This is a genomic window from Cryptosporangium arvum DSM 44712 (assembly GCF_000585375.1).
In the GTDB taxonomy this organism is placed as follows: Bacteria; Actinomycetota; Actinomycetes; order Mycobacteriales; family Cryptosporangiaceae; genus Cryptosporangium; species Cryptosporangium arvum.
In genome coordinates this window covers 2,500,886-2,526,907 of record NZ_KK073874.1, presented here as the reverse complement: position 1 = coordinate 2,526,907, position 26,022 = coordinate 2,500,886, and the positions used below count along the sequence as shown (strand labels likewise).

The window sequence follows — 26,022 nt, the reverse complement described above, 5'->3', positions numbered from 1 at the left end:
TCAGCCGACCTCGGCCATGACCTCGTCGGAGACGTCGAAGTTCGCGTAGACGTTCTGCACGTCGTCGCTGTCTTCCAGGGCGTCGATGAGCTTGAAGACCTTGCGCGCGCCCTCGGCGTCGAGCGGGATCTGCATGCTCGGCACGAAGCTCGACTCGGCCGAGTCGTAGTCGATGCCGGCGTCCTGCAGCGCGGTGCGGACCGCGACCAGGTCGGTCGGCTCGCTCACGACCTCGAACTCCTCGCCCAGGTCGTTGACCTCTTCGGCGCCGGCCTCGAGCACCGCGATCAGGACGTCGTCCTCGGACAGCTCACCCTTGGGCACGATGACGACGCCCTTGCGGTGGAACAGGTACGCGACGCTGCCCGGGTCGGCCATCGCGCCGCCGTTGCGGGTCATCGCGATGCGCACCTCGGACGCGGCCCGGTTGCGGTTGTCGGTGAGGCACTCGATGAGCACCGCGACGCCGTTCGGGCCGTAGCCCTCGTACGTGATGTTCTGGTAGTCGGCTCCGCCGCCCTCGGCCCCGGAGCCGCGCTTGACCGCGCGGTCGATGTTGTCGTTCGGGACCGAGCTCTTCTTCGCCTTCTGGATGGCGTCGTAGAGCGTCGGGTTACCGCCCGGGTCGCCGCCGCCGGTGCGCGCCGCGACCTCGACGTTCTTGATCAGCTTGGCGAACATCTTGCCGCGCTTGGCGTCGATGACGGCCTTTTTGTGCTTCGTAGTAGCCCATTTGGAGTGGCCGCTCACCGTACTGCCTCCTCGGTCGCTCGGTCGTCCGTCGCCTCCTGGACCATCCGCACGAACAGATCGTGCACGCGGAGGTCACCCGTCAGCTCCGGGTGGAAGGAAGTCGCCAGCAGGTTGCCCTGCCGAACGGCGACGATCCTACCGTCCGCCGGTCCGCCGCTGACCCGGGCGAGCACCTCGACGTCCGAACCGACCTTTTCAACCCATGGTGCCCGGATGAAGACGGCGTGCACCGGCTCGCCGTCGACGCCCTCGAAGTCCAGATCCGTCTCGAATGAGTCGACCTGGCGGCCGAACGCGTTGCGACGCACGACCATGTCGATACCGCCGAAGCTCTCCTGATCGGAGCGCCCGTCGAGCACGTCGGAGGCGAGCATGATCATCCCCGCGCAGGACCCGTACACCGGCATCCCGGACGCGATCCGCGCCCGGATCGGCTCGCGCAGCTCGAACACCGTCGCCAGCCGGCTCATCACGGTGGACTCGCCGCCCGGGATCACCAGGCCGTCGACCTCGGCCAGCTCCGAGGGCCGGCGCACCGGCACCGCCTCGGCACCGGCCGCCCGCAACGCCGCCACGTGCTCACGAACGTCGCCCTGGAGGGCGAAGACCCCGATCACCAGCCGCGGTTCGCGTACTTCTGGTCGACCGGCAAGGTGTCGACGTTGAGGCCGACCATGGCCTCGCCCAGGCCCCGCGAGACCTTCGCGATGACGTCGGGGTCGTCGTGGAACGTGGTGGCCTTGACGATCGCCTCGGCGCGCTTGGCCGGGTCGCCGGACTTGAAGATGCCGGAGCCGACGAACACGCCCTCGGCGCCCAGCTGCATCATCATCGCGGCGTCGGCCGGGGTGGCGATGCCGCCCGCGGTGAACAGCACCACCGGGAGCTTGCCGAGCTGCGCGACTTCCTTGACCAGCTCGTACGGCGCCTGCAGGTTCTTCGCGGCGACGAACAGCTCGGTCTCGTCGAGCGTCGTCAGCCGGCGGATCTCGGTGCGGATCGAGCGCATGTGCCGGGTGGCCTCGACGACGTTGCCGGTGCCGGCCTCGCCCTTGGAGCGGATCATCGCCGCGCCCTCGGCGATGCGGCGCAGCGCCTCACCCAGGTTCGTCGCACCGCACACGAACGGAACCGTGAAGGCCCACTTGTCGATGTGGTGCTCCTCGTCGGCCGGGGTGAGCACCTCCGACTCGTCCACGTAGTCGACGCCGAGCGCCTGCAGCACCTGCGCCTCGACGAAGTGCCCGATCCGCGCCTTGGCCATCACCGGGATCGAGACGGCCGAGACGATGCCCTCGATCATGTCGGGGTCGCTCATCCGGGCCAGGCCGCCCTGGGCGCGGATGTCGGCCGGCACGCGCTCCAGTGCCATGACCGCGACCGCACCGGCGTCCTCGGCGATCTTCGCCTGCTCCGGCGTGACGACGTCCATGATCACGCCGCCCTTGAGCATCTCGGCCATGCCGCGCTTCACTCGGGCGGTACCGGTCGTACCTGCGGGGTTCTGGGGCTGGGCGGACACGGTTATCCGGCCTTTCGGGAGTGCGGGAGTCTGGGCGATCAGTCCATGCTAGCTCTGCGGGCGACCGGGTTACGACTGGCCGCTTGTGGCCCTGCCGACATCCTCCGCGGCGGCCCTGCGCACGGCTTCGCGCTCGCGACGGTCGCTCTCCAGCGCGTCCAGGTCCAGCTCGTCGACGTCGAAGTACTGCGGGAGCGGTTGCCTGCGCGCGAGCCAGAAGATGCGCGGGACGCGTGCGGTGCGCAGCGCGCGGGTGTCGCGGACGGCGTCGTTGTAGACCTGCCTGGCGACGACGAGCCGGCGGTTCTCGGCCAGCAGGCCGGGTGCGTCGAGCGCCGCGGTGCCGAGTTGACGTAGCTCGCGGACCAGGTCGTTCTCCGCGCCCTGGCGCCCGTCGGTGTCGGGGGTGCCGCTCGTCAGCGCGGCCGTGGCCACGTCGGAGGCGCCGGGGAGCGTGGCGGCGGCCTTCGCGCGGCGGCCGAGCTGCTCCTCGAGCGCGTCGAGGGCGGCGGCCGTGCGGGCGGTGAGCCGGGCGATGCGGCGGGCCAGCCACCAGACGTACAACAGGACGAACACCAGCGCCACGACGATGACGACCGGCCAGTCCACGGGCCGACTCTATCGGGTCGGTGAATCGGGAGTGTTACCGCAGCCGTTCCCGAAGGTAATGAGGCAACCGCAGAGTGGAGACTTCGTCCGCATCGGTGACCGTCGGTTCGCTCGGGTAGGCGGCGATCGCGCTCTGGTAGACGTCGACCACCCGGGCCGCCACCACCGGCCAGTCGAACGCGGCCACGGTCGACTGGCCCACCGCCGCCAGCGCCCGCCGCCGCGCCGGATCGTCGAGCAGCTCACCCAGGCAGTGCGCGAGCGCGGCCGGCTGCCCGGTCGGGAACAGCGCGCCGGCCCGCCCGTCGTCGAGCACGCGCCGGAACGCGTCGAGATCGCTGGCCGCGATCGTCGCGCCTGCGGCCATCGCCTCGGTGAGGATGATGCCGAACGACTCCCCGCCCGTGTTGGGGGCCACGTAGACGTCGACGCTGCTCAGCATCCGCGCCTTGTCGGTCTCCGAGACCGTGCCCAGCAGCGTGACGCGGGGGCGCAGCGCGCGGGGCAGGGCGTCCAGGGCGTCGTCGGCGTCGCCGGGGCCGGCGACCAGCAGCCGCAGGCCCGGCCGGTCCGGCGCGAGCCGGGCGAAGGCGTCGGCGAGCACCGTGAAGCCCTTACGGGGCTCGCCGAAGCGGCCCAGGAACCCCAGCGCGCCGCCCTCGCCGGGCCAGCCGGGCAGCGGCGGGGCGTCGGCGAACCGCGCGACCGCGACCCCGTTCGGGATCTCCACCGCGCCGCCGTCGAGGTGCTCGACCTGCACCCGCCGGGCCAGCGCCGACACCGCGATCCGGGCGGTGATCTTCTCCAGCACCGGCTGCAGCGCGCTGTGCACCGCGGCGAGGGTGCGCGAGCGTTGCGTCGCGGTGTGGAACGTCGCCACGATCGGGCCGGTGGCCGCGACGCAGGCCAGCAGCGAGAGCGACGGGGCGATCGGTTCGTGCACGTGGAGCACGTCGAACCGGCCGTCGCGCAGCCAGCGCCGCACCCGCGCCAGCGAGAGCGGGCCGAACGCCAGCCGGGCCACCGAGCCGTTGTAGGGCACCGGCACCGCACGCCCGGCCGCCACGACGTACGGCGGCAGCGCCTGCCCGCCGTCGGCCGGCTCCTCGGCCGGCGCCAGCACCGACACCTCGTGACCCAGGCCGAGCAGCGCTTCGGCCAGGTCACGCACGTGCGCCTGGACACCGCCGGGCACGTCGAAGGAGTAGGGGCAGACGATCCCGACCCGCATCGTCAGCCCGTACGCTTCTTGCGCGCCGGCAGGTCGGCCAGCCAGAGCGGCTGCAGCATGTGCCAGTCCTCCGGGTGCTCGGCGATGCCCTCGGCGAGCGCGTCGGCGATCCGCTGGGTCACGACCGCGATCTGCGCGGTGTCGCGGTGGGCGTCCGGCTCGTCGGGCACCTCCAGCGGGCCGATGACGCGGGCGCGGGTGACCGGGCCGTCGTTCCAGGCCTTCAGCCCGAACAGCGGCGCGCCCGTGCGCAGCGCCAGGATCGCCGGACCGGCGGGCATCTTCGTCGTCTCGCCGAAGAAGCTCACCTCGACGCCGCGCGAGGACAGGTCGCGGTCGGCGAGCAGCACGACGACGCGGCCCTCGCGGATCCGTTCGGCCAGCACGTCCAGCGGGTGCCGGACGCCTCCGGTGAGCGGCAGGATCTCCATGCCCAGCGCGCGCCGGAACGAGAGGAACCGCTGGTAGAGGTCCTCGGGCTTGAGCCGCTCGGCGACCGTGGTGACCGGGATGCCGTGCAGCGTCGCCCAGGCACCGGCGAGGTCCCAGTTCGCGGCGTGCGGCAGCGCCACGACGACGCCCTTCCCGCCGGCGACCGCCTTGTCGAGCACGTCGGCGTTCTCCAGCACGAACCGCTGCTCGATGTCCTTCTCCGACCACTCGGGCAGCCGGAACGCCTCGTGCCAGTAACGCGCGTAGGACCGCATCGCCCGCTCGGTCAGCGCCTCGATGTCGGCGTCGGGGCCCACCACCCGGCGCAGGTTCGCGGCCAGCCGCTTCGGCGCCGGGCCGCCGCGCCGGGCGTACCGCGCGGCACCGGCCTCGAACAGCGCACGCACCGGCCGCTCGGGCAGTACCCGGACGAGCTTCCAGCCGGCGGCGTAGGCCGCCCCCGTGACCCGCGCGTTCATTCGGTCACCGGCGACTCGGTGTAGCCGTTCGGCGGCGGCACCGGACCGGTGTCGAGGCGCCGGTCGGGGCGGACGCGGTCGTCCTTGGTCTGGGTCCAGACCGCGTGCACCCGCTGGCCGACGGTGAACGCGGCCAGCGCGGTCAGCAGCCACAGGATCCATTCGATCCCGCCGGGCACCCCGAGCACCTCGAGGACGCCGCCGAGGCCCACCAGCACCAGGCGCTCGGTGCGCTCGGCGATGCCGACGTTCGCGGTCAGCCCGAGCCCCTCGGCCCGCGCCTTCGCGTACGAGACGAGCACGCCGGTGATCAGGCAGAGCAGCGCGGCGATACCGGCCGAGTCGCGGTCCTCGCGGAACAACCAGTAGGCCGCCGCGGCGAAGATCGACGCGTCGGCGAGCCGGTCGCAGGTCGAGTCGAGAAACGCGCCCCAGCGGCTGGACCAGCCGCGGGCCCTGGCCATGGCGCCGTCGAGCATGTCGGTGAGCGCGAAGAACGTGATCGCGAGCCCCCCGGCCAGCACGTGCCCGGGGACGACCAGGAAGATCGAGGACAGCACGACACCGGTCGTGCCGATCAGGGTCATGGCGTCGGGGGTCAGGCCCGTGCGCACCAGTGCGGTTCCGATCGGGCCGGTGACACGTTGAATCCGGTCACGCGCCTGACTGAGCATGCGGATCCGTTCTCGAAGGGTGGGGGCCGGTCCACGATAGCCCGCGACCAGGCCACCTCCTCCCTCGGCGCCGGGTGAGGTCTGCCTTACTCAGGGGGCCGGAGGGGCACGCGAAAGAATTGCCCGACGGATCGGTGCAGTCCGGTTCACAACCACCCGGGTCTTGCCCTTACGGGGGCAGCGGTGTGGGATCGGTCACACGGACCTGTCTCCGGTGGCGCGGCCGGAACACGCGCTCTGGCCGCCGCCCCGGCGTCCCGGCGAGCGCGAGGAGGCCCCGATGGCACAGAAAGTGGCAGGAAGCCCCGACCGGGCGGGCTCCGCCGGGCCGGTCGTGGACGACCCCCGGTCGTTGCGCAACGTCGTCCTGGTCGGTCACTCCGGAGCCGGGAAGACCACGCTGGTCGAGGCGTTGCTCGTGGCGACCGGCACGATCGGCCGAGCCGGGTCGGTGGTCGAGGGCACCACGGTCTGCGACGTCGACCCCGCCGCGGTCCGCCAGCAGCGGTCGGTGACGCTGAACCTCGCTCCGGTCGTGCACCGGGGCGTGAAGATCAACCTGCTCGACACCCCGGGCTACGCCGATTTCGTCGGGGAGCTGCGCGCGGGCCTGCGCGCGGCCGACGCCGCGTTGTTCGTGATCTCGGCCGTCGACGGCATCGACGCCAGCACGATCGCGCTCTGGGAGGAGTGCGCGCGGGTCGGCATGCCCCGCGCGGTCGTCGTCACCCGCCTCGATCACCCCAGGGCCGACTTCGACGAGTCGGTCGCGATCTGCCAGCGGGTGTTCGGCGACGGGGTGCTGCCGCTGTACCTCCCGGTCCACGAGGCCGTCGAGGGCGCCGCGCCCACGCCGGGCAAGCAGTCGCTCGCCGACTTCCTCGGGGGTATCGACGGCGCGAGCGAGCAGACCCGGACCGCCGGGCTGTTCGGCCTCATCACGCAGCAGATCTACGACTACAGCGAGGGCACCCCACCGGTACTGCGGCCGGCCGACCCCGAGCACCTCGAGCTGATCGAGGAGTCACGCAACAACCTCATCGAGGGGATCATCGCCGAGAGCGAGGACGAGACCCTGATGGACCGGTACCTGGCCGGGGAGGAGATCGACCCCGACGTCCTGATCGCCGACCTGGAGACCGCGGTGTCGCGCGGCTCGTTCTACCCGGTGCTCCCGGCCGACCCGAGTACCGGCGTCGGGCTGATGGAGCTGCTCGACGGCATCGTGCGGGCCTGCCCGCCGCCGGACGAGCGGCCGGCGCCCGCGGTCACCACGGTCGACGGCGAACCGTACGACATGCTCACCGCCGACCCCGCCGGGCCTCTCGTCGCCGAGGTCGTGAAGACCACCGTCGACCCGTACGTCGGCCGCGTCTCGCTGGTGCGCGTCTTCTCCGGGACGCTGCGCGCGGAGCAGACCGTGCACGTCTCCGGGCACGGCGTCCGGGACGGCAACGACGAGCACGACGCCGACGAGCGCGCCGCGCACCTCTACTCCCCGCTCGGTACGTCGCTGCGCGAGGTGCCGTACGCGGTGGCCGGTGACCTCTGCGCGCTGACGAAGGTCGGCACCGCCGAGACCGGCGACACGATCTCGTCGCGCGAGACCCCCCTGCTCGTCGCTCCCTGGGACCTGCCCGAGCCGCTGCTGCCGGTCGCCGTGGTGGCGAAGACCCGCAGCGACGAGGACGCGCTGGCCAAGAACCTGTCCCGGCTGATCGCCGGCGACGCGACGCTGCGCATGGACCGCAACCCGGAGACCGGCCAGCTGGTGCTCTGGACGATGGGCGAGGCCCACGCCGACGTCGTGCTCGACCGGCTGCGGTCCGGCGGCGTCGACCTGGACACCGAGCCGGTGCGGGTACCGCTGCGGGAGACGTTCGGCGGACCGGCGAAGGGGCACGGGCGGCACGTCAAGCAGTCCGGCGGCCACGGCCAGTACGCGATCTGCGACCTCGAGATCGAACCGCTGCCCACCGGCGGCGGGTTCGAGTTCGTCGACCGGGTGGTGGGCGGCGCGGTGCCGCACCAGTACATCCCGTCGGTGCAGAAGGGCGTGCGCCAGCAGATGGAGCGCGGCCTGGTCGCCGGGTTCCCGGTCGTCGACATCCGGGTGACGCTCGTCGACGGCAAGGCGCACAGCGTCGACTCGTCGGACGCGGCGTTCCAGCTGGCGGGGGCGCTGGCGCTGCGCGAGGCGGCGACGTCGGGGGCGATCAGCCTGCTCGAACCGGTGGACGAGGTCGACGTCACGGTGCCGGACAACTACGTCGGCCCGGTGATGAGCGACCTGTCCGGACGCCGCGGCCGGGTACTCGGCACGGAACCTGACGAGCACGAGCGCACCGTCGTCCACGCCGAGGTGCCCGCGGCCGAGCTCACCCGCTACTCCCCCGAGCTGCGTTCGCTGACCTCCGGCACCGCGACGTTCACCCGCGCGTTCGCCCGCTACGAGCCGATGCCGCCGAACCTGGTCGCCCAAGCGCTCGGCGGCGATTCGTAAGATCGCAGGCATGACGGGCCCGGAGATCGAACACCAGCAGGGGGCCGGCGACCCCGATCACTTCCAGCGGCTGTGGACGCCGCACCGGATGGCGTACATCAAGAACGACACCAAGCCCGACGCGGACGCCTGCCCGTTCTGCGTCATGCCGACGCTCTCCGACGAGGACGGGCTGATCGTCACCCGGGGTCGCACGGTCTACGCCCTGCTCAACCTGTATCCGTACAATTCCGGTCACCTCATGGTCGTGCCGTACCGGCACGTGCCCGACTACACCGACCTCGACGTGAACGAGGTCGCGGAACTGGGCGCGCTCACCCAGGACGCCATGCGTGCGGTCCGCAAGGTGTCCGGTGCCCACGGCTTCAACATCGGGATGAACCAAGGCTCGGTGGCCGGTGCGGGAATCGCCGCCCACCTGCACCAGCACGTGGTGCCGCGGTGGGGTGGGGACACGAACTTCATGCCGGTGGTGGGCCAGACGAAGGTGCTGCCCGAGCTCCTCGGCGAGACCCGGGCCCTGCTGGCGAGCGCCTGGCCCCCGGTGGCGGCCCGCTCAGAACGACGCTGACCGGCGTCGCTCCGAGCGGGCTCCGAGGGTCGGAGCTCTACGCTTCCGCGATCACGCCTTCGGCGACCACGGTCTCCGGCGGCGCCGACGGGCTCTCGTTGGTGCGCGAGCGCACCACCTCGACCACGTGCTCGACCGCAGCGTCCAGCGGGACGCCGTTGCGCTGGGAACCGTCGCGGTAGCGGAACGAGACGGTGCCTGCGGCCACGTCGTCGTCGCCCGCGATCACCATGAACGGCACCTTCTGCTTCTGCGCGTTCCGGATCTTCTTCTGCATGCGGTCGGACGAGCTGTCGACCTCGACGCGCACGCCCTGCGACCGCAGGCGGGCGGTGAAGTCCGACAGGTACGACACGTGGTTGTCGCCGATCGGGATGCCCACGACCTGCACCGGCGCGAGCCAGGCCGGGAACGCCCCGGCGTAGTGCTCGGTGAGCACACCGAAGAACCGCTCGATCGAGCCGAACAGCGCGCGGTGGATCATGACCGGCCGCTGCCTGCTGCCGTCCGCGGCCTGGTATTCGAGCTCGAACTTCTCCGGCAGCATGAAGTCGAGCTGGATCGTCGACATCTGCCAGGTGCGGCCGATCGCGTCGCGGGCCTGCACCGAGATCTTCGGGCCGTAGAACGCCGCGCCGCCCGGGTCGGGCACCAGGTCGAGCCCGGAGTCGGTCGCGACCCGGCGCAGGGTCTCGGTCGCGCGCTCCCACACCGCGTCGTCCCCGATGTACTTCTCCGGGTTCTTGGTCGAGAGCTCCAGGTAGAAGTCGTCGAGCCCGTAGTCCTTGAGCAGCTCGAGGACGAACTTCAGCAGCGAGGTGAGCTCCTCGGAGATCTGCTCCTGGGTGCAGAAGATGTGCGCGTCGTCCTGGGTCATGCCCCGCACGCGGGTGAGGCCGTGGATGACTCCGGACTTCTCGTACCGGTAGACGGTGCCGAACTCGAACATGCGCAGCGGCAGCTCGCGGTAGGACCGTCCGCGCGACCGGAAGATCAGGTCGTGCATCGGGCAGTTCATCGGCTTGAGGTAGTAGTTCGCGCCCTCGAGCTCCATGGGCGGGAACATGCCGTCGGCGTACCAGTCGAGGTGGCCCGACACCTCGTACAGGTGGCCCTTGGTGATGTGCGGGGTGTTGACGAACGCGTACCCCGCCTCCTCGTGCCGCTGCCGGGAGTAGTTCTCCATCTCCCGGCGGATGATGCCGCCCTTGGGGTGGAACACCGGCAGGCCGGAGCCCAGCTCGTCGGGGAAGCTGAACAGGTCGAGTTCGGCGCCGAGCTTGCGGTGGTCGCGCTTGGCCGCCTCGGCCAGCAGGTTCAGGTAGTCCTTCAGCGCCTCGCGCGAGGGCCACGCGGTGCCGTAGATGCGCTGCAGCTGCGGGTTCTTCTCGCTGCCACGCCAGTAGGCCGCGGCCGAGCGCATCAGGCTGAACGCCGGGATGTTGCGGGTGGTGGGCAGGTGCGGGCCGCGGCACAGGTCGGTCCAGACGCGCTCGCCGGTCTTGCGGTCGAGGTTGTCGTACATGCTCAGCGCGCCCTCGCCGACCTCGACGTTCGCGCCCTCGGCGTCGGCCGAGCCCTTCAGCGAGATCAGCTCGAGCTTGAAGCGCTCGTGCGCGAGCTCGTGGCGGGCCTCGTCGTCGGTGATCGGCCGGCGGTGGAAACGCTGCGAGGACTTGATGATCTCCTGCATGCGCTTCTCGAGGCGCTTCAGGTCGTCGGGGGTGAACGGCTTCTCGGGCAGGAAGTCGTAGTAGAAGCCGTTCTCGATCGGCGGGCCGATGCCCAGCAGGGTGCCGGGGAAGACGTCCTGCACGGCCTGGGCGAGCACGTGCGCGGTGGAGTGGCGCAGGACGTTCAGCCCGTCGGGCGAGTCCAGGAACACCGGCTCCACCTCGGCGTCGGCATCGGGCGCCCACTCGAGGTCACGCAGAGCGCCCTCGGCGTCCCGGACGACCACGGCGGCGGCACCGCCCTCGACCGGAACCCCGGCCGCCACCAGCGCGTCCGCGGCCGTCGTCCCGGCCGGCACCACGACGGGGGCGGGCGCGTGGACGGCTTGTGCTGCGGACACGATCGGTCTCCTCGGATCTCAGTCGATGTGACGCTCCGATGCTAGTCGGGGAGCCGCCCGTACCCCGCACCGGTTATCCGTGGCCTCCCAACAGCGGCCAGGACGCTGTCGGGTGCGCGACTCACGGGCCCGATCGCCGGTCGGGTGGCACGAAACCGGGATCCCCGCACCTGGTGTCACCCCTAGTGTCGTCGTCAAGCACCTACCCCACCTCTCACCCCTCACCGAGAACAGGACGAACGATGAGCGACAGCGGCGACACGATCGACCACGGCGCAGACGCCCCCACCAGCACGATCGCCGACAACGACGTGCCGCTGGACTACGACGGCGACGGAACCGTCGACGGTTACCTGCACCAGAACGAGGACGGCACGGCGTACGCGGCGCTCGACCTCGACCACGACGGCACCGCGGAGACGGTCGCGGCCGACACGGACGGTGACGGGTACGTCGACGTCGTGGTGAGCGACACCAACGGCGACGGCAACGTGGACTACGCGATCGTGGACACCGACGGCGACCACGTCGCGGACACCGCGCTCTACGACCGTGACGGGGACGGCGACTTCGACTACGCGGTCGTCGACCAGAACGGCGACGGCGTCATCGACGCCACGGCCGCCGACACCGACAACGACGGTGACTTCGACGCCGTCGAGGTCGACAGCGACTACGACGGCGACGTGGACGCCGTCGTCGTGGACACCGACGACGACGGTGTGTTCGACACGGTCTACTCCGACACCGACGCCGACGGCACCGTCGACACGGCCACCACCGTCACCGACGCCCCGGACCCGGCGCAGGTCCCGGACACCGCCGCGGCGGACGAGGCTCCGGCCACGACCACCACGACGACGACCACGACCACGACGACGCAGACCGCGACCGACCCGTCGGTCGTCACCCCGCAGCCGACCACCCCGGCGAGCTAGTTCTCCGCGGTCTCCGGACGCCCCGCCGCACCCGCGGCGGGGCGTTCGCGCGTCTCAGGCGGCGACCAGCGCCGTCACCGCGGCCCGGAGCGTGGCCCTCACCGCCGCCGGGTCGTCGACCTGGCCGCCGATCACCACGCCGTCGCGCAGCATCACGAGCATCCGGGCCGTCTCGGCGGGGCGCGGGTGCTCCGCCGCGACCAGCACGTCGCGCACCGCGTCGGCGTACCAGCGGCGGTGGTCGGCCACGACCGCGCGCACCGGGCTGGCCGGGTCGGGGTACTCCACCGCGGCGTTGACGAACGCGCACCCCCGGAAGCCGGGGCCGCAGGTGAACTCGCCCAGCGCGTCGAACATCACCAGCACCGCGTCGACCGGCCCGACCGACGACGCCAGCGCGGCGAACGCCGCGGCCTGCCGGTCGTGCAGGTCGGCGAGGTACGCGCAGACCAGCGCGTCCTTGGTGGGGAAGTGGTGGTAGAAGGTGGCCTTCGCCACGCCGGCCTCGGCGATGATCCGGTCGATCCCGACCGCGCGGATGCCCACCGTGTAGAAGAGCACGCTCGCGGTGGCCAGTACCCGGTCACGCGGACGCCCCCCGGGCGCGGGAGCGAGGGCACCGGGCAGTTCGAGGGGGATCGACGGCACTCCTTGAAGTTACCAGACAGATCTGTCTAGTCTGGGGCTCGTACAGACAGGTCTGTCTGGATACCAAGCGAAGGGACGACGACATGTCAGCGCTCTACACCGCGATCGCCACCGCCGACGGCAACGGCCGGAACGGGCGCACCCGCACCAGCGACGGGAAGCTCGACGTCCAGCTCTCGTTCCCGACGGAGATGGGCGGCAGCGGCGCCGGCACGAACCCGGAGCAGCTGTTCGCGGCCGGGTACGCCGCGTGCTTCTCCAGCGCGCTCGGGATGCTCGCCGCCCAGCGCAAAATCGACGCCAAGGACGCGTCGGTCACCGCCGAGGTGAGCCTCAACCCCACCGACAACGGCGGCTTCGGCCTGGCCGTGACGCTGCGCGTCGAGCTGCCCGAGTCGCTCCAGGGCGACGCCGGCCGTGAGCTGGTCGAGGCCGCCCACCAGGTGTGCCCCTACTCCAACGCCACCCGCGGCAACATCCCGGTGGAACTGGTCGTCGAATAGCCGTCGGGACGCCGTGGGCCTTGTTGACGGGCGGTATCGACTCGAACCGCTTACGGTCGAGTAATGACACAGCTCGCCGCTGTCCACGGCGTCCTGCCCGACTACCGCTATCCGCAAGCCGAACTGACCGACGCGGTCGCCGAGGCGTGCGGGCTCGACGACAACCAGCGCCGGTTCCTCGAGCGTGTCCACCGATCCTCCGGTGTCGCCACCCGGCACCTCACGCTTCCGCTCGAGCAGTACCCGTTACCGGACTTCGGCGCCGCCAACGACGCGTTCCTCCGGGGCGCGATCGACCTCGGCACCCGCGCGGTCCAGGGCGCGCTCGCCGACGCCGGGCTCACTGTGGACGACGTCGACACGATCCTGGCCGTGACCTCCACCGGCCTCGCGATCCCGTCGCTCGACGCGCACCTGGCCGGGCGGCTGGCCTTGCGACCGGACGTCAAGCGCACGCCGATCGTCGGCCTCGGCTGTGCGGCCGGCGCGGTCGGCATCTCCCGCCTGCACGACTACGTCCGTGCCTGGCCGGAGCAGGTCGCGGTGCTGGTCACCGTCGAACTGTGTTCGCTCACCGTCCAGTACGACGACCGGTCGCCGACCAACCTCGTCGCCAGCGGCCTGTTCGGCGACGGCGCGGCCGCGGTGGTCGCGGTCGGCCCGGACCGGCCGGTGCACGGGCCCACCGTGCTCGCCACCCGGAGCGTTCTCTACCCCGACACGCTGCGCACGATGGGGTTCGACATCGGCGCGAACGGCCTCAAGGTCGTGCTCGGCACCGAGGTGCCCACGCTGGCCGAGAAGCACCTGCGCCTGGGCGTCGACGAGTTCCTCGCCGAGCACGAGCTGACCCGCAAGGACATCACGACCTGGGTCTGCCACCCCGGCGGGCCGAAGGTGCTGGAAGCGATCGAGTCCGGTTTGGAGCTTCCCGAGGGCGCGCTCGGCGCCAGCTGGAACTCGCTGCGCCGGATCGGCAACATCTCCTCGGCGTCGGTGCTGCACATCCTCCGGGACACTCTGGTCGATCGCCCACCGGAGCCCGGCACACCCGGCATGCTGATCGCGATGGGACCTGGCTTCTCGGCGGAACTGGTGTTGCTGCGGTGGTGACCTTCTACGTCGTCCTGGTGCTGCTGGTCGGCGTGGAGCGTCTCGCCGAGCTGGTGGTCGCGGTACGCAACAAGCGGTGGGCGTTGGAGCGGGGCGGCCGGGAGTACGGCGCCGGCCACTACCCGTTCATGGTCGTGCTGCACACCGCGTTGCTGGCCGGCTGCCTCGCCGAGGCCTTCCACCGCCCGTTCCTGCCCTGGCTGGGCTGGCCGATGCTGGTGCTGGCGGTGGCCGCGCAGGCGCTGCGCTGGTGGTGCATCCGGACGCTCGGGCACCAGTGGAACACCAAGATCATCGTCGTGCCGGGGATGCCGCTGGTCACCGGCGGTCCGTACCGCTTCTTCGCGCACCCGAACTACGTCGCGGTAGTGGTGGAGGGGTTCGCGCTACCGCTCGTGCACTCGGCCTGGCTCACCGCTCTGGTCTTCACCGTGCTCAACGCGGGCCTGCTCACCGTGCGCATCCGCGCCGAGAACGCGGCCCTGCGCGCCGCCACGGTGTGACGCGCCGCGGGACCGGCCGGCCATGATCGACCTCCTCGTCGCCGGCGGCGGGCCGGCCGGGCTGGTCACGGCACTGCTGGCCGCGCGGAGCGGGTTGAGCGTCACGGTGCTGGAACCGCGGGCGCTACCGATCGACAAGGCGTGCGGCGAAGGGCTGATGCCGCACGCGGTCGAGCTCCTCTCGGAGCTCGGCGTCCAGGTTCCCGGCCTGCCCTTCCGCGGCATCCACTACGCCGACGCCCGGCGCGGCGTCGACGCGCTGTTCGGAGCCGGCGCGGGCCGGGGCGTGCGTCGGACCACGCTGCACACCCACCTGACCGACGCGGTGGCCGCGGCCGGCATCGAGATCGTGCCCCGCGCGGCCGGCCGGATCACCCAGGACGCCGACGGCGTGCAGACCGCGGGCTTCCGGGCGCGGTACCTGGCCGCGGCCGACGGCCTGCACTCGCCGATCCGCCGCGCGCTCGGGCTGCAACGCCCGTCGCGCGGGCCGTCCCGCCACGGGCTCCGGCAGCACTACGCGGTCGCTCCGTGGGCGGACCTCGTCGAGGTGCACTGGGCGCCCGGCGCCGAGGCGTACGTGACGCCGGTGGCCCCCGAGCTGGTCGGCGTCGCGATCCTGACCACCGCGCGCGGCCCCTACGCCGACCAGCTGGCGCGGTTCCCGGCCCTCGCCGCGAAGCTGCACTCCCCCACCGGCCCGGTGCGCGGCGCCGGCCCGCTCCGCCAGCGGGTGTCGGCCCGGGTCCACGGCCGGGTCCTGCTGGTCGGCGACGCCGCCGGCTATGTCGACGCGCTCACCGGCGAAGGTCTCGCGGTGGCGTGGGCCGGCGCGGCCGAGCTCGTCGCCTGCGTGGCCGCCGACCGTCCCGGTGACTACGAACGCCGCTGGGCCGCCGCGTCGCGCCGCTACCGCCTGCTCACCGGCGGCCTGCTCTGGGCCCGCAACCGCCCGCTGCTCTCCCGGGCGATCGTGCCCGCCGCCGCCCGCCTCCCGCGGACGTTCACCACGCTGGTGAACCACCTGGCCCGCTGACCCGCGCCCCGAGCCGGCCGGTGGGTCGGCGATCATGCCCGCATGGCCGATCACCTGCTGTCCACGCCCTCGGGGCGGCCGCGCGCCCGCGCCCTGGGCATCCCCCTCGCCGGCACGCCCGGGCGCTGGAACGCGATCACCGACGTCGCCGGGGTCGAGGTCGGCTACACGACGCTCGTCGAGGGCGAGAGCGTCCGCACCGGCGTCACCGCGGTCTTCCCGCGCGGGCGCGACGGCGTCGGCGTGCCGTGCGCCGCCGGCACCCACTCGTTCAACGGCAACGGCGAGATGACCGGCACCGCCTGGATCGCCGAGTCCGGCGCGCTGAACTCGCCGATCGTGATCACGAACACGGCCGCGGTCGGCCCGGCGCACGCCGGTGTCGTCGAGTGGCTGAAACGCAACCGCCCCGAGCTCACGACGCAGTGGGCTCTCCCGGTGGTCGCCGAGACCTACGACGGCCGGCTCAACGACCTCTACGGAGGTCATGTCCGGCCCGGGCACGCGGTCGCCGCCCTCGACGCCGCCCGGATCGGCCCGGTCGAGGAGGGCAGCGTCGGCGGCGGCACCGGCATGATCTGTCACGGCTTCAAGGGCGGTTCCGGCACCGCGTCCCGGGTGCTCGGGTACGGCCCCGACCACTACACGGTCGCCGCGTTCGTCCAGGCCAACCACGGGGCCCGCCACGAGCTCACGATCGGCGGAACCCCGATCCGCTTCGCCGAGCCCTCCGGGGCCCCGGAGCCGCCACCGGCCGCGCCGCGGGGAGCCGGGTCGGTCATCGTGGTGCTCGCCACCGACGCGCCGCTGCTCCCGGGCCAGTGCGGTGCGCTCGCCCGGCGGGCGACGCTCGGCATCGGCCGCACCGGCACCACCGGGAGCCACTTCTCCGGCGACCTGTTCCTGGCCTTCTCCACCGCGAACGCCGGCGCGCTGACCAGCACTTTCCCCGCCGGACCGGTCGGCGACGACGAGTACGAGCACCTGCGGTTCGTGCCCTGGGGGCGGATCGACGCGTTCTACGAGGCCGCGGTGCAGGCGGTCGAGGAAGCGGTCCTGAACGCGCTCGTCGCGAACGACGACATGACCGGTTTCCGGGGGTCACACGTGCCGGCCCTTCCGCACGACGTGGTGCGGGGCGCGTTCTCCGCACCCGGGAAGATATGATTTAGCACGATTCGTTACCCGCGGATCGCGAAGGGGACGAGTACGTCGCAGAGTGACGACCAGGTAGTGCCCTCTGCACGCGTACCGGACCCGGGGAGACGTAGTGGTCGAGCACCGACAGTGCACCTTTCTCCCGATGTCCCCCCGGCCCGACGTCCTCGCGCCACTCGTCTCGACCGACGGCACCCTGGACGTCTCGCGCGCGGTGGACGAGGCGAACCACTGGGCGCTGTTCCAGCTCTCCGGCACCCTCGACGAGGGCAGCGCACCCCAGTTGCTGGAGCTCCTGGTCGCGGCGGCCCGGGTCGACGCCGTCGACCTGGTGATCGCCGACCTGCTCCAGGTGCCCTGGATCGGCGGGCCCGGCGCGCGGTGCCTCGAGGCCGGCGCGCGGGCCACCGGGCGCCACGGCGCGCAGCTGGTGCTCACGCGCCCGACCCTGTTCGTGCGGCGGGTGCTGGAGGTGGTCGGCCTGGCCGGCCTCGTCACCGACGAGGCCGAGGCCGGGTGGCACTGGTCAGATGATCTCTAGCCGGGCCAGCGGCTCCACCAGCTCGCGCTCCTCGTAGGCCAGGTGCGAGAGCAGCGTGTCCGAGAGCAGGTCGACCTCGGCCCGCACCTGGTCGATGTCCTTCTCGTCGGTGACCAGGCCGACCAACGCCCGATCGACCCGCTCCAGCACGTCGTGGATCACCACGTGCTCGGCGGCCAGCCGGTCGACGACCGGCGTGAGCCCCGCGTCGGCCCGCCGTAGCCGCGGGAACAGGGCGGTGTCCTCCAGCGTGTGGTGCGTGGTGACCACCCGGCAGTAGGACTCGCAGTACGTGCCGAGCGTCCAGTTGTTCTGGCGCATCGTCATCGCGTTGATCGCCGACCGGGCCGCACCCGGATCGGTGAGGCCGGCCGCGACCTGCTCGATCAGGTCGCGCACGGTCGCGAGCTCGGAGCGCAGGTGGTCGTGCACGTCGATCAGGTGCTGCCCGGAGGCGCGCTGGGCCGCCGTGTAGGCGCGGCCCGGGTCGGGTGCCGGTCCGGTGGGGCGTTCCGTCTCGTCCCAGAGGGTGACGCCGGACAAGCGCACGCCGTCGTCGGGGGTCGGGGTGACGCCCAGGCCGGTGGGGAGCGGGCGCCCGGACCGGGAGGCGACCGTACCGGTGGCCGCGGGCTCGATGCCCGGGGTGCTCGCCGCGGGCGGAGTGTTCGCGGCGGAGGAGGGTGGTGCGGCCGCGCGGCGCGCGCGCTCGGCGTCGACCTGGGCTTTGACGGCGGGTAGGACCTCGGCGGCGAACCGGCGCACCACCTCGGGGTCGTCCCCCATTACGAGGTAGCCGCTCATCCCCTGCTCGAGCGTGAGCTCGGCCAGCTGGTCGGCGGTGAACTGCGGCGTGATGTTGTAGAGGCGGCGGATCTCCCGCGGGTCCCGCCCGGCGTCCGCGGCGGCGGCGTCGATCGCGGCGTTCATCGCCGGCAGCTTCTCCGGCCCGGCATAGGGGCTGCTCGGGAGCCACCCGTCGGCCGCCCGGCCGGTCAGCGCCAGCATCCGCTTCTTGTACGCCCCGAGCCAGATCCCGACGTCGTGGGCCGGCGCCGGCCCGGCGTGCGCACCGCGGACCGGGTAGTACTCACCGTCGAGCCGGACCGACCCGCCCGGCGCCCAGAGCGCCCGGATGACGCCGATCGCCTCCGCGAGCGCGTCGACGCCCTGGGCCGGGCTGAGCTTGCGCCCACCGAGCGCGGCGATCCCGTCCCAGAACGCACCGGACCCGAGGCCGAGCTCCACCCGGCCGCCGCTGAGCAGGTCGAGCGAGGCGACGCTCTTCGCCAGCACCGCCGGCGGCCGCAACGGCAGGTTGACGACGTTCGGCGCGACCCGCAACGTGGTCGTGCGGGCGGCGATCACCGAGAGCAGCGTCCACGTGTCGAGGAAGCGGGCCTGGTACGGGTGGTCCTGCACGGTGGCGAAGTCGAACCCGAGCTGCTCGGTGAGCTGGGCCAGCGCGACGACGCGCCCCGGGTCCTCGGCGCTCGGCGTGAGAAACGTGCCGAACACCAGGTCGTGTCCGTAGTCAGTCATGGCAATTAGTCTGCCACACAGAAGAGTTGCTTGACAGAACACTCCCCTCCGCGCCTCCCGGGACGAGCGCGGGCGAGCTCGCGGCGAAGATTCGCGAGTGGTTTGTGGCACTCCGTGACGAAAAGGCAAAGACCCAGCTGAGAACGGGTTCGGGCGCGCTAGACGACAGATGTCCGTTAGGCATAGCGTCGGAGTGGACAACCTCCCGACGAAGGGAAGCCCGACATGGGACAGCTCGACGGCAAAGTCGCGTTCATCACCGGCGCCGCCCGGGGCCAGGGCCGTAGCCACGCGCTGACGCTGGCCCGCGAGGGCGCCGACATCATCGCGATCGACCTCTGCGCACAGGCCGAGACCGTCCCCTACCCGATGGCCACACCCGAGGACCTGGCCGAGACCGTGAAAGAGGTCGAGGCGCTGGACCGGCGCATCATCGCCGCGCAGGTCGACGTCCGCGATCTGGCCGGGCTGAAGGCCGCGGTCGACCAGGGCGTCGCCGAGCTCGGCCGTCTGGACATCGTGCTGGCCAACGCCGGCATCTCCACGCCCGCACCGACGCTCGAGATGGACGAGACGGTCTGGGACGAGATGATCGAGATCAACCTGACCGGCGTCTGGAAGACGGTCAAGGCCTCGGTGCCGCACATCCAGGCCGGCGGCCGGGGCGGCGCGGTCGTGATCACGAGTTCGCTCGCCGCGACCTGGGTCAACGCCAACACCGCGCACTACTCCGCGGCCAAGGCCGGCATCGTGATGCTGGCGAAGGTGATGGCCAAGGAGCTGGCCCCGGAGAGCATCCGGGTCAACACCGTGCACCCGACGACGGTGGCCACCGGGATGATCCTCAACGACCCGACCTACCGGCTCTTCCGCCCGGACCTGGAGAACCCGACCCGCGAGGACTTCGACGTGGCCGCCAAGGAGCTGAACAAGCTCCCGGTGGTCGCGCTCGACCCGAGCGACATCAGCAACGCGATCCTGTACCTGGTGGCCGACACCGGGCGCTACATCACCGGCACCACGCACTACGTCGACGCCGGGGGTCAGCTGTAGGTGGCGTGCCGGGAGTTCGCGCTCCCGGCACCCTCCCACGTCGAGCCGCGGGGCGGCGGACCTGATGAATAGTTGACTCTGGCGCCGGGCAAACCGGGCCGAATCAGATCAGCCGCTTATCCAGCTGCCGGAACCGCCTGCTACACAGGTCGTGCGACTGGAGAAGGTGGGGAGAATCCGATGGGCCTGATGGACAAGATCCGCGGCGAGTTCATCGACATCATCGAGTGGCTGGACGACAGCCGCGACACGATCGTCTGGCGGTTTCCGCGCTACCAGAACGAGATCAAGATGGGCGCCAAGCTCGTCGTCCGCGAATCGCAGGTCGCGGTGTTCGTGAACGAGGGCCAGATCGCGGACGCGTTCGGGCCGGGCACCTACACGCTCGAGACCCGGAACCTGCCGATCCTGAGCACGATCAAGGGCTGGAAGTACGGGTTCGACTCGCCGTGGAAGGCCGAGGTGTACTTCGTCAACACCCGGGTCTTCACGGACATGAAGTGGGGCACGCAGAACCCGGTGACGGTCCGCGACCCGGAGTTCGGCGTCGTGCGCCTGCGCGCCTTCGGCTCGTACGCGGTCCGGGTGGCCGACCCCAAGAGGCTGCTCACCGAGCTCGTCGGCACCGATCCGCAGTTCCGCACCGACGAGGTCGCCGAGTACCTGCGCCAGCTGACCGTCAGCCACCTGGGCAGCGCGCTCGCCACCGCGCAGGTCCCGATGATCGATCTGGCCGCGCACCAGCAGCAGATCGGGCAGAGGCTCGCCTCGGTGCTGAGCGAGGAGCTCGCGCCGATCGGCATCGTGATCCCGAAGTTCATCATCGAGAACATCTCGGTGCCGCCGGAGGTCGAGCAGGCGCTGGACAAGCGCACCCAGATGGGCGTGCTCGGCGACCTCGACCAGTACACGAAGTTCCAGACCGCGAACGCGATCGAGGACGCCGCGAACAACCCGGGCGGCGGTGCCGGCGAGGGCTTCGGGCTGGGCCTCGGGATGGCGGCCGGGCAACGCATGGCGCAGTCGCTGAATCCGGCTCCCGCCCCGGCCGCCGGGCCTCCCCCGCTGCCCGCCCAGGCGCAGTGGTACCTCGGCGTCGGCGGCCAGCAGGCCGGGCCCTACGACCAGGCCGCGCTGGCCGCCCAGGTCGCCTCGGGCGCGCTCACCCGCACCACGCTGGTGTGGAAGACCGGCATGGCCCAGTGGGTGCCGGCCGAGCAGGTGCCCGAGCTGGCCGGTGTGCTGGGCTCCGTCCCGCCGCCCCTCCCGCCGCAGTGACCGCGCCCCACGGCGGCGCGCCCGACCAGGGCGCGCCGCGGTCCGGCGCGCCCGCGTCGACGCAGCGGGTGTTCCCGTGCACCAACTGCGGGGCGACGCTGGAGTTCGCGCCCGGCACCGAGTCGTTGCGCTGCCCCTACTGCGGCAGCGCGCAGCACATCGAGATCGCCGCCGACCGCGTCGTCCGCGAGCACGCCTGGGACGAGTTCGTCCGGCTGCCGCGCAAGCCCGTCGCCACGCTGGCCGCGTACGTGTTCACCTGCCCGGGGTGCGGCGCGGTCACCGAGTCCGACGCGATCTCCGACCGGTGCCAGTTCTGCGGCGCCCCGGTCGTGGCGAGCGTCGACGGCGGCGAGATGGTCGTCCCGGAGGCGGTGCTGCCGTTCAGCGTCGACCGCCCCCGCGTTCGCGAGGCGTTGCAGGGCTGGGTCAAGAGCCGCTGGTTCGCGCCCAACGCGCTGAAGAAGGTCACCACGGCCGAGTCGGTCCGCAGCACCTACCTGCCGCACTGGACGTACGACGCGAACACGTCCTCGCACTACACCGGCGAGCGCGGCGAGTACTACTACGAGACCGAGACGTACACCGTCCGGGACAGCGACGGGCAGGAGCGCACCGAGACCCGCCAGGTCCGCAAGACCCGGTGGTGGCCGGCGAGCGGCCACGTCTCCCGCGATTTCGACGACGTCCTGGTGCGCGGCACGTCCAAGGTGCCGTCGGATCATCTCGACGCGCTGGAGCCGTGGCCGCTGCCGGAGTCCAAGCCCTACGACCCCGACTACCTCGCCGGGCACCAGACGCTGCGCTACGACGTCGAGCCCGAGGAGGGCATGGGCGTCGCGCGGGGCCGGATGGCGTCGGTGATCGAGCAGGACTGCCGGCGTGACATCGGGGGCGACGAGCAGCGCGTCCACTCGGTGAACACCAGCTATTCGCGGGTGATGTTCAAGCTGATGCTGCTGCCGGTGTGGGTGTGCGTGTACCTGTACGCGGGCCGCTCGTTCCAGGTGCTGATCAACGGCCGCACGGCCGAGGTCGCCGGTCAGCGTCCGTACAGCAAGGTGAAGATCGCCCTCGCCGTCATCGCCGCGCTGCTCGTCGTCACCGCTGTCGTTCTGTTCTTCGTCCTGCGTCGTTAAGGGCGGGCCCAGTGCCGGCGCAGCGTGGCGGCGAACTCGCGGGCGCGCTCGTCGGGGAAGAAGAGTTTGCCGCCGGGGATCTCGACCACCCGGGACGCGCCGGAGATCGTGTCCCGCAGCCAGTAGGCCCACCGGCGGCCGAAGAAGATGTCGGCGGTGCCCCACACGATCTGGGTCGGCACGTTCAGGCGGGCCAGCTCCGGCTCGACCGCGAGCAGGTCGGGGGCCCGGAGCGAGGTGAGGAACCGCTGGAACTGGCGGGCGGCCTCGTGCGTGCCGATCAGCGGGGTCAGGTTGGCCAGCACGATCTCCTCGGGTAAGGCGTCGACGTCCTGGTAGCCGACGCCGTACACCAGCTCGCGGGCCCGGGGCAGGTCGTGCAGCAGCGGCGGCCCGGTGCGGGCGAGCATCCCGGCCCGGGCGAGCAGCACGGTCGGCAGGAACGCCGTCGGCGGGACGTTGTCGTGCGCCTCGCAGTTGGTGAGCGTGAGGGAGTTCAGCCGCTCGCGGTGGCGCACCGCGAAGATCTGGGCGACCGCGCCGCCGGTGTTGTTCGCCACCAGGTCGACGCGGGCGAGCCGGAGCGCGTCGCAGCAGTGCGCGACGAACTCGGCCAGCGCCGGCAGGGAGAAGTCCTGATCGGCCGAGGCGGGGGTGCGCCCGTGCAGCGGCAGGTCGATCGCGATGCACCGGCGATCGCCGACCAGCTCGGCGAACACGTTCCGCCAGAGATAACTGCTGGTGCCGACGCCGTGGACGAACAACGCCGGAATGCCACCGCCGCCGGTGTCGACGAAGCTGGCCGGACCCGACCGCGTCGCGATCTCGCCCCGATACTGGTCAAACTGGTGCTTGTGGAGCGTGAAGGTCTCCAACATGGGTGCGCCCCTTTGACGGTGAGTAGTAGCGGTCGCAACAGACTGTTTTGTTACTCCACAGAACGGGGTTTCGCTACTGACTCCGTTACGTTCACGTCTTCATTCACGTCGGAGTGCTGTGACGACCGACCGGGCACTGGCCGAACGATTCGACGAACATCGTGCGCACCTGCACGAGGCCGACGACGCGGTGCGGGAGACGTCACTGCCGCTGCCGCCGCTCTAGACTGACGCGACACACTTCGTCATCGGGAGGACGACGGTGGCGGCTCAACCCGACGACGCGCTCCGGGCGCACTTCACGGACGCGGCGATCCCCGAGTCCGCGGCGGCCGACCTGGTGCGCCTGGTCCACGGCGTCCTGCCCCAGCCGGAGGACGCCGAGTCGGCCGACGCCGCCACGATCCTCTCCGCGCTGCGCATGTTGCGTGCGCTGCGCGTCGAGCTCGCGGACTGGGAACCCCGGCTGATCGACGCCGCCCGGACGCTCGGCGTCAGCTGGAACGACCTCGCGCCCGCGCTCGGCGTGGCCAGCAGACAGGCCGCCGAGCGTCGCTATCTGCGGTTGCGCCCGGCCCGGCCGGACGAGGCCGGCGACACCCGTGACCAGCGGGTGCAGAACGAACGGGACCGGCGCGCCGAGGACCGCGCGGTGCTGGACTGGGCGCGGCGGCACGCGGTCGCGCTGCGCCGGATCGCCGCCAGGGTCGCGGAGCTGAGCGACCCGCCCGAGACGGCTCGGCGCAACGTCGAGGTCGTGCGGCGCACGCTCGGCGAGGACGACCCGGCCGCGCTGCTCGCCCCGCTGCGCGACGCCCGGGAGACGCTCGGCGAGAGCCACCCCGACCTGGCCCGGTCGATCGACGAGCTGATCGACCGCACCGACGCGGTCCGCGGCAGCACGCGCGAGCACCGTAACGCGGATCACGGCGGTTCGACCGGCTGACTGTCGTCACGCAAACAAACGACGCTCCCCCGCCCTGCTTCAGTGCTGTCGACGACAGTGGAGACAGGGGAACGGACCATGCGCGGACCACAGTTCTGGATGCGTCGGCTGGCGGCGTCGATCGGCGCGGCGGCGGTGCTCGTGACCGCGGCCTGCGGCTCGCCGTCGGCCGGGTCCGGCTCCCCGGCCACGGGTGGGGCGGCACCGGCGGGGGCGAGCCCCACGACGCCGGTGTCGGCCGCCGCGAGCCCGTCGACGGAGTTCGACACCGAGTTCACCCAGGCGCTCGAGCTCGTCACCGCGTACTGGCGCCAGGAGTTCACCGCGAACAACGTGGCCTTCGCACCGGTGAAGGACGTCCGGCCGTACACGAAGGACGGTGAGCTGAGCTGCGCCGGCCAGCCGCTCTCGACGAACAACGCGTTCTACTGCCCGCCGTCGGACCTGCTCGGCTACGACGTCAACTTCGTGCGCGCCGGGTACGACAAGATCGGCGACGGTTTCCTGTACCTCCTGCTGGCCCACGAGTACGGCCACGCGGTCCAGACCCGGGTGAACACGAACCGGCTCGTCAGCCGCGTCTACGAGTTGCAGGCCGACTGCCTGGCCGGCGCCGTGATCGGGGACTCGACCCGGGCCGGGACGATCGAACTCGAGCGCGGCGACGCGGACGAGATCATGACGTCGATCATGACGATCGCCGACCCCGACGGCGTGCCGTGGTTCGACCCGACCGCGCACGGTTCGAACGCCGACCGGCTCGCCGCGTTCAGCCGGGGCTACCGGAGTTCGTACGGCGCCTGCCATTTGGACAGCCTGAGCGGCGTCCGCCTAGTTCCGTCGTCACCCCGATGACTTTTCTCTTGTCATCGTTCCGATGACGTGCTATTACTGAGGTGCGCGTTGACGAACCCACTATTGGATTCGAGGAGGACGCCATGTTGATGCGCACCGACCCGTTCCGGCAGCTCGACCAGCTCTTCGCCGGCATCCCCGCGACCTGGTCCAAGCCCGCAGTGATCCCGATGGACGCCTATCGCCTCGGCGACGAGTTCGTGGTCGAGTTCGACCTGCCGGGTGTCTCCCCGGACGCCGTCGAGCTCGACGTGGAACGCAACGTTCTGACCGTCCGGGCCGAGCGCCGTCCGCACGCCGAGCAGCCCGCCGAGATGGAAGTCCGCGAGCGCCCGCTGGGCGTCTTCACCAGGCAGTTGTTCCTCGGCGACACCCTGGATCCCGAGCGCATCCGGGCCGCGTACGCCGACGGAGTGCTGACGCTGCGCATCCCGGTGCGCGAGCAGGCGAAACCGCGCAAGATCGCGATCGCCCACGCCGAGCCGGACCGGAAGCAGATCGACGCCTGACGCCGGCCATGGACGCCACCGACGTGGACGTCGATTTCCTGGCGCTGGTCACCGCTGATCCGGAGCTCGTCCGGGCGGAGTTCGAGGCCCTGATCGACGCGGTCTGGGAGCTTCCGCCGGAGCCGCCGGAGCCGCCGTTCCCGCGGCCCGAGCCCGGCCCGCCGGGCTGGTTCCCGGGGTGGCCCGGCCGTCGCATGGGACCCGGACGCCACCCGAGCGGCACTCCGCACCGCACCGAACGCTCACCGCCCACTCACGGAGAGGAGCACGTATCGATCCGGCGGCGCCCGTCCGGGCGCCGCCGTCTCGGGCCGGGCCGGGACAGTCGTTCTCCGCTTCGCCCGGCACCCGCTCGACCGAGATCGCGTCCAGGACCTTCCCCTGCCGGGCGAGGCCGTTGATGAGGGCACCGCGGAGCGCTCCGCCGGTCCGGCGATCGTGCCGGTGGACGCGGCCAGGTCCGGAGCGGCCCGTCCGGAGGAGGCGAGCGGGGCACGGATCGGGGGCATCAGAGGCGGTGGGCATCATTTGATG

General features: G+C 71.9%; 26 protein-coding genes. 15 read left to right on the top strand and 11 right to left on the bottom strand.

All coding sequences use genetic code 11. The annotated features are described in order from the left end of the window. The 7 genes from CRYAR_RS11835 to pgsA all read right to left on the bottom strand — a co-directional run bounded on the left by CRYAR_RS11835 (window position 1) and on the right by pgsA (window position 5,700). Window positions 1-750 carry a YebC/PmpR family DNA-binding transcriptional regulator gene (locus CRYAR_RS11835; protein ID WP_035850584.1) on the bottom strand — a complete coding sequence of 250 codons (750 nt, stop codon included), beginning with the start codon at window positions 748-750 and terminating at the stop codon, window positions 1-3. Continuing rightward, window positions 747-1,373: a pyridoxal 5'-phosphate synthase glutaminase subunit PdxT gene (pdxT, locus tag CRYAR_RS11830; protein WP_035850581.1), complete on the bottom strand. Its 627-nt coding sequence runs from the start codon at window positions 1,371-1,373 to the stop codon at window positions 747-749. Before pdxT ends, CRYAR_RS11835 begins: the two co-directional genes overlap by 4 nt. Beyond that, window positions 1,367-2,281 (bottom strand): pyridoxal 5'-phosphate synthase lyase subunit PdxS, encoded by a 915-nt coding sequence (pdxS, locus tag CRYAR_RS11825; protein WP_051570055.1) that lies wholly within the window; start codon window positions 2,279-2,281, stop codon window positions 1,367-1,369. Before pdxS ends, pdxT begins: the two co-directional genes overlap by 7 nt. 63 nt (window positions 2,282-2,344) lie before the next feature. Continuing rightward, a complete protein-coding gene (locus CRYAR_RS11820) occupies window positions 2,345-2,884 on the bottom strand; it encodes a hypothetical protein (protein WP_051570054.1) in 540 nt (179 codons plus the stop codon). Between the two features lie 34 nt (window positions 2,885-2,918). Further along, on the bottom strand, window positions 2,919-4,115 hold the full coding sequence (locus tag CRYAR_RS11815; RefSeq protein ID WP_051570053.1) for a glycosyltransferase family 4 protein: 1,197 nt from the start codon (window positions 4,113-4,115) through the stop codon (window positions 2,919-2,921). Window positions 4,116-4,117: 2 nt separating this feature from the next. Then, window positions 4,118-5,026: a phosphatidylinositol mannoside acyltransferase gene (locus tag CRYAR_RS11810; protein WP_035850576.1), complete on the bottom strand. Its 909-nt coding sequence runs from the start codon at window positions 5,024-5,026 to the stop codon at window positions 4,118-4,120. Next, window positions 5,023-5,700 (bottom strand): phosphatidylinositol phosphate synthase, encoded by a 678-nt coding sequence (pgsA, locus tag CRYAR_RS11805; protein WP_051570052.1) that lies wholly within the window; start codon window positions 5,698-5,700, stop codon window positions 5,023-5,025. Before pgsA ends, CRYAR_RS11810 begins: the two co-directional genes overlap by 4 nt. A 280-nt stretch (window positions 5,701-5,980) precedes the next feature. Here pgsA and CRYAR_RS11800 point away from each other — a divergent pair, with 280 nt between their 5' ends. Beyond that, window positions 5,981-8,203, top strand: coding sequence for an elongation factor G-like protein EF-G2 (locus tag CRYAR_RS11800; RefSeq protein ID WP_035861862.1), 2,223 nt, complete (start codon window positions 5,981-5,983; stop codon window positions 8,201-8,203). 10 nt (window positions 8,204-8,213) lie between these two features. Then, complete coding sequence (locus CRYAR_RS11795; RefSeq protein WP_035850573.1) at window positions 8,214-8,774, top strand: HIT family protein; 561 nt, start codon at window positions 8,214-8,216, stop codon at window positions 8,772-8,774. A 37-nt stretch (window positions 8,775-8,811) separates the two neighbouring features. Here the strand turns inward: CRYAR_RS11795 and thrS are convergent, their stop codons facing one another. Then, window positions 8,812-10,848 carry a threonine--tRNA ligase gene (thrS, locus tag CRYAR_RS11790; protein WP_051570051.1) on the bottom strand — a complete coding sequence of 679 codons (2,037 nt, stop codon included), beginning with the start codon at window positions 10,846-10,848 and terminating at the stop codon, window positions 8,812-8,814. A 242-nt stretch (window positions 10,849-11,090) separates the two neighbouring features. On the opposite strand from thrS, the gene CRYAR_RS48560 reads away from it, so the two are divergent. Continuing rightward, window positions 11,091-11,786 carry a hypothetical protein gene (locus CRYAR_RS48560; protein WP_063725699.1) on the top strand — a complete coding sequence of 232 codons (696 nt, stop codon included), beginning with the start codon at window positions 11,091-11,093 and terminating at the stop codon, window positions 11,784-11,786. A gap of 54 nt (window positions 11,787-11,840) precedes the next feature. Here the strand turns inward: CRYAR_RS48560 and CRYAR_RS11780 are convergent, their stop codons facing one another. After that, the gene (locus CRYAR_RS11780) at window positions 11,841-12,434 is read right to left on the bottom strand and encodes a TetR/AcrR family transcriptional regulator (protein ID WP_211247399.1); all 594 of its coding nucleotides are present in this window, start codon (window positions 12,432-12,434) and stop codon (window positions 11,841-11,843) included. Between the two features lie 83 nt (window positions 12,435-12,517). Here CRYAR_RS11780 and CRYAR_RS11775 point away from each other — a divergent pair, with 83 nt between their 5' ends. From CRYAR_RS11775 to CRYAR_RS11750, 6 genes are all read left to right on the top strand, one after another. Further along, window positions 12,518-12,937: an organic hydroperoxide resistance protein gene (locus CRYAR_RS11775; protein ID WP_035850571.1), complete on the top strand. Its 420-nt coding sequence runs from the start codon at window positions 12,518-12,520 to the stop codon at window positions 12,935-12,937. Window positions 12,938-13,000: 63 nt separating this feature from the next. Next, entirely contained in the window at window positions 13,001-14,050 is a 1,050-nt protein-coding gene (locus CRYAR_RS11770; RefSeq protein WP_035850568.1) for a type III polyketide synthase, read from the top strand. Then, window positions 14,047-14,553 carry an isoprenylcysteine carboxyl methyltransferase family protein gene (locus tag CRYAR_RS11765; protein ID WP_035861853.1) on the top strand — a complete coding sequence of 169 codons (507 nt, stop codon included), beginning with the start codon at window positions 14,047-14,049 and terminating at the stop codon, window positions 14,551-14,553. Before CRYAR_RS11770 ends, CRYAR_RS11765 begins: the two co-directional genes overlap by 4 nt. Window positions 14,554-14,575: 22 nt before the next feature. Continuing rightward, window positions 14,576-15,589 (top strand): NAD(P)/FAD-dependent oxidoreductase, encoded by a 1,014-nt coding sequence (locus CRYAR_RS11760; RefSeq protein WP_035850563.1) that lies wholly within the window; start codon window positions 14,576-14,578, stop codon window positions 15,587-15,589. A gap of 42 nt (window positions 15,590-15,631) precedes the next feature. Continuing rightward, window positions 15,632-16,756 carry a DmpA family aminopeptidase gene (locus tag CRYAR_RS11755; RefSeq protein WP_051570050.1) on the top strand — a complete coding sequence of 375 codons (1,125 nt, stop codon included), beginning with the start codon at window positions 15,632-15,634 and terminating at the stop codon, window positions 16,754-16,756. 136 nt (window positions 16,757-16,892) lie between these two features. Further along, entirely contained in the window at window positions 16,893-17,288 is a 396-nt protein-coding gene (locus CRYAR_RS11750; protein ID WP_035850559.1) for an STAS domain-containing protein, read from the top strand. On the opposite strand, the gene CRYAR_RS11745 is transcribed toward CRYAR_RS11750, so the two are convergent. Next, window positions 17,274-18,830 (bottom strand): LLM class flavin-dependent oxidoreductase, encoded by a 1,557-nt coding sequence (locus CRYAR_RS11745; protein ID WP_035850556.1) that lies wholly within the window; start codon window positions 18,828-18,830, stop codon window positions 17,274-17,276. The two genes, CRYAR_RS11750 and CRYAR_RS11745, sit on opposite strands and share 15 nt — an antisense overlap. 225 nt (window positions 18,831-19,055) lie before the next feature. Here CRYAR_RS11745 and CRYAR_RS11740 point away from each other — a divergent pair, with 225 nt between their 5' ends. From CRYAR_RS11740 to CRYAR_RS11730, 3 genes are all read left to right on the top strand, one after another. Then, window positions 19,056-19,883 carry a mycofactocin-coupled SDR family oxidoreductase gene (locus tag CRYAR_RS11740; protein WP_035850554.1) on the top strand — a complete coding sequence of 276 codons (828 nt, stop codon included), beginning with the start codon at window positions 19,056-19,058 and terminating at the stop codon, window positions 19,881-19,883. A 180-nt stretch (window positions 19,884-20,063) separates the two neighbouring features. After that, window positions 20,064-21,161, top strand: coding sequence for an SPFH domain-containing protein (locus CRYAR_RS11735; RefSeq protein ID WP_035850551.1), 1,098 nt, complete (start codon window positions 20,064-20,066; stop codon window positions 21,159-21,161). Beyond that, window positions 21,158-22,300 carry a TFIIB-type zinc ribbon-containing protein gene (locus CRYAR_RS11730; RefSeq protein WP_245620436.1) on the top strand — a complete coding sequence of 381 codons (1,143 nt, stop codon included), beginning with the start codon at window positions 21,158-21,160 and terminating at the stop codon, window positions 22,298-22,300. Before CRYAR_RS11735 ends, CRYAR_RS11730 begins: the two co-directional genes overlap by 4 nt. Here CRYAR_RS11730 and CRYAR_RS11725 read toward each other — a convergent pair. Further along, complete coding sequence (locus CRYAR_RS11725; protein ID WP_035850550.1) at window positions 22,297-23,178, bottom strand: alpha/beta fold hydrolase; 882 nt, start codon at window positions 23,176-23,178, stop codon at window positions 22,297-22,299. The two genes, CRYAR_RS11730 and CRYAR_RS11725, sit on opposite strands and share 4 nt — an antisense overlap. Before the next feature lie 262 nt (window positions 23,179-23,440). Here CRYAR_RS11725 and CRYAR_RS11720 point away from each other — a divergent pair, with 262 nt between their 5' ends. The 3 genes from CRYAR_RS11720 (at window position 23,441) to CRYAR_RS11710 (ending at window position 25,488) form a co-directional block, all read left to right on the top strand. Beyond that, entirely contained in the window at window positions 23,441-24,124 is a 684-nt protein-coding gene (locus tag CRYAR_RS11720) for a hypothetical protein (protein ID WP_035850547.1), read from the top strand. 78 nt (window positions 24,125-24,202) lie between these two features. Next, a complete protein-coding gene (locus CRYAR_RS11715) occupies window positions 24,203-24,979 on the top strand; it encodes a neutral zinc metallopeptidase (RefSeq protein ID WP_051570049.1) in 777 nt (258 codons plus the stop codon). 83 nt (window positions 24,980-25,062) lie between these two features. Further along, window positions 25,063-25,488 (top strand): Hsp20/alpha crystallin family protein, encoded by a 426-nt coding sequence (locus CRYAR_RS11710; protein ID WP_035850546.1) that lies wholly within the window; start codon window positions 25,063-25,065, stop codon window positions 25,486-25,488. Window positions 25,489-26,022 lie beyond the last annotated feature (534 nt).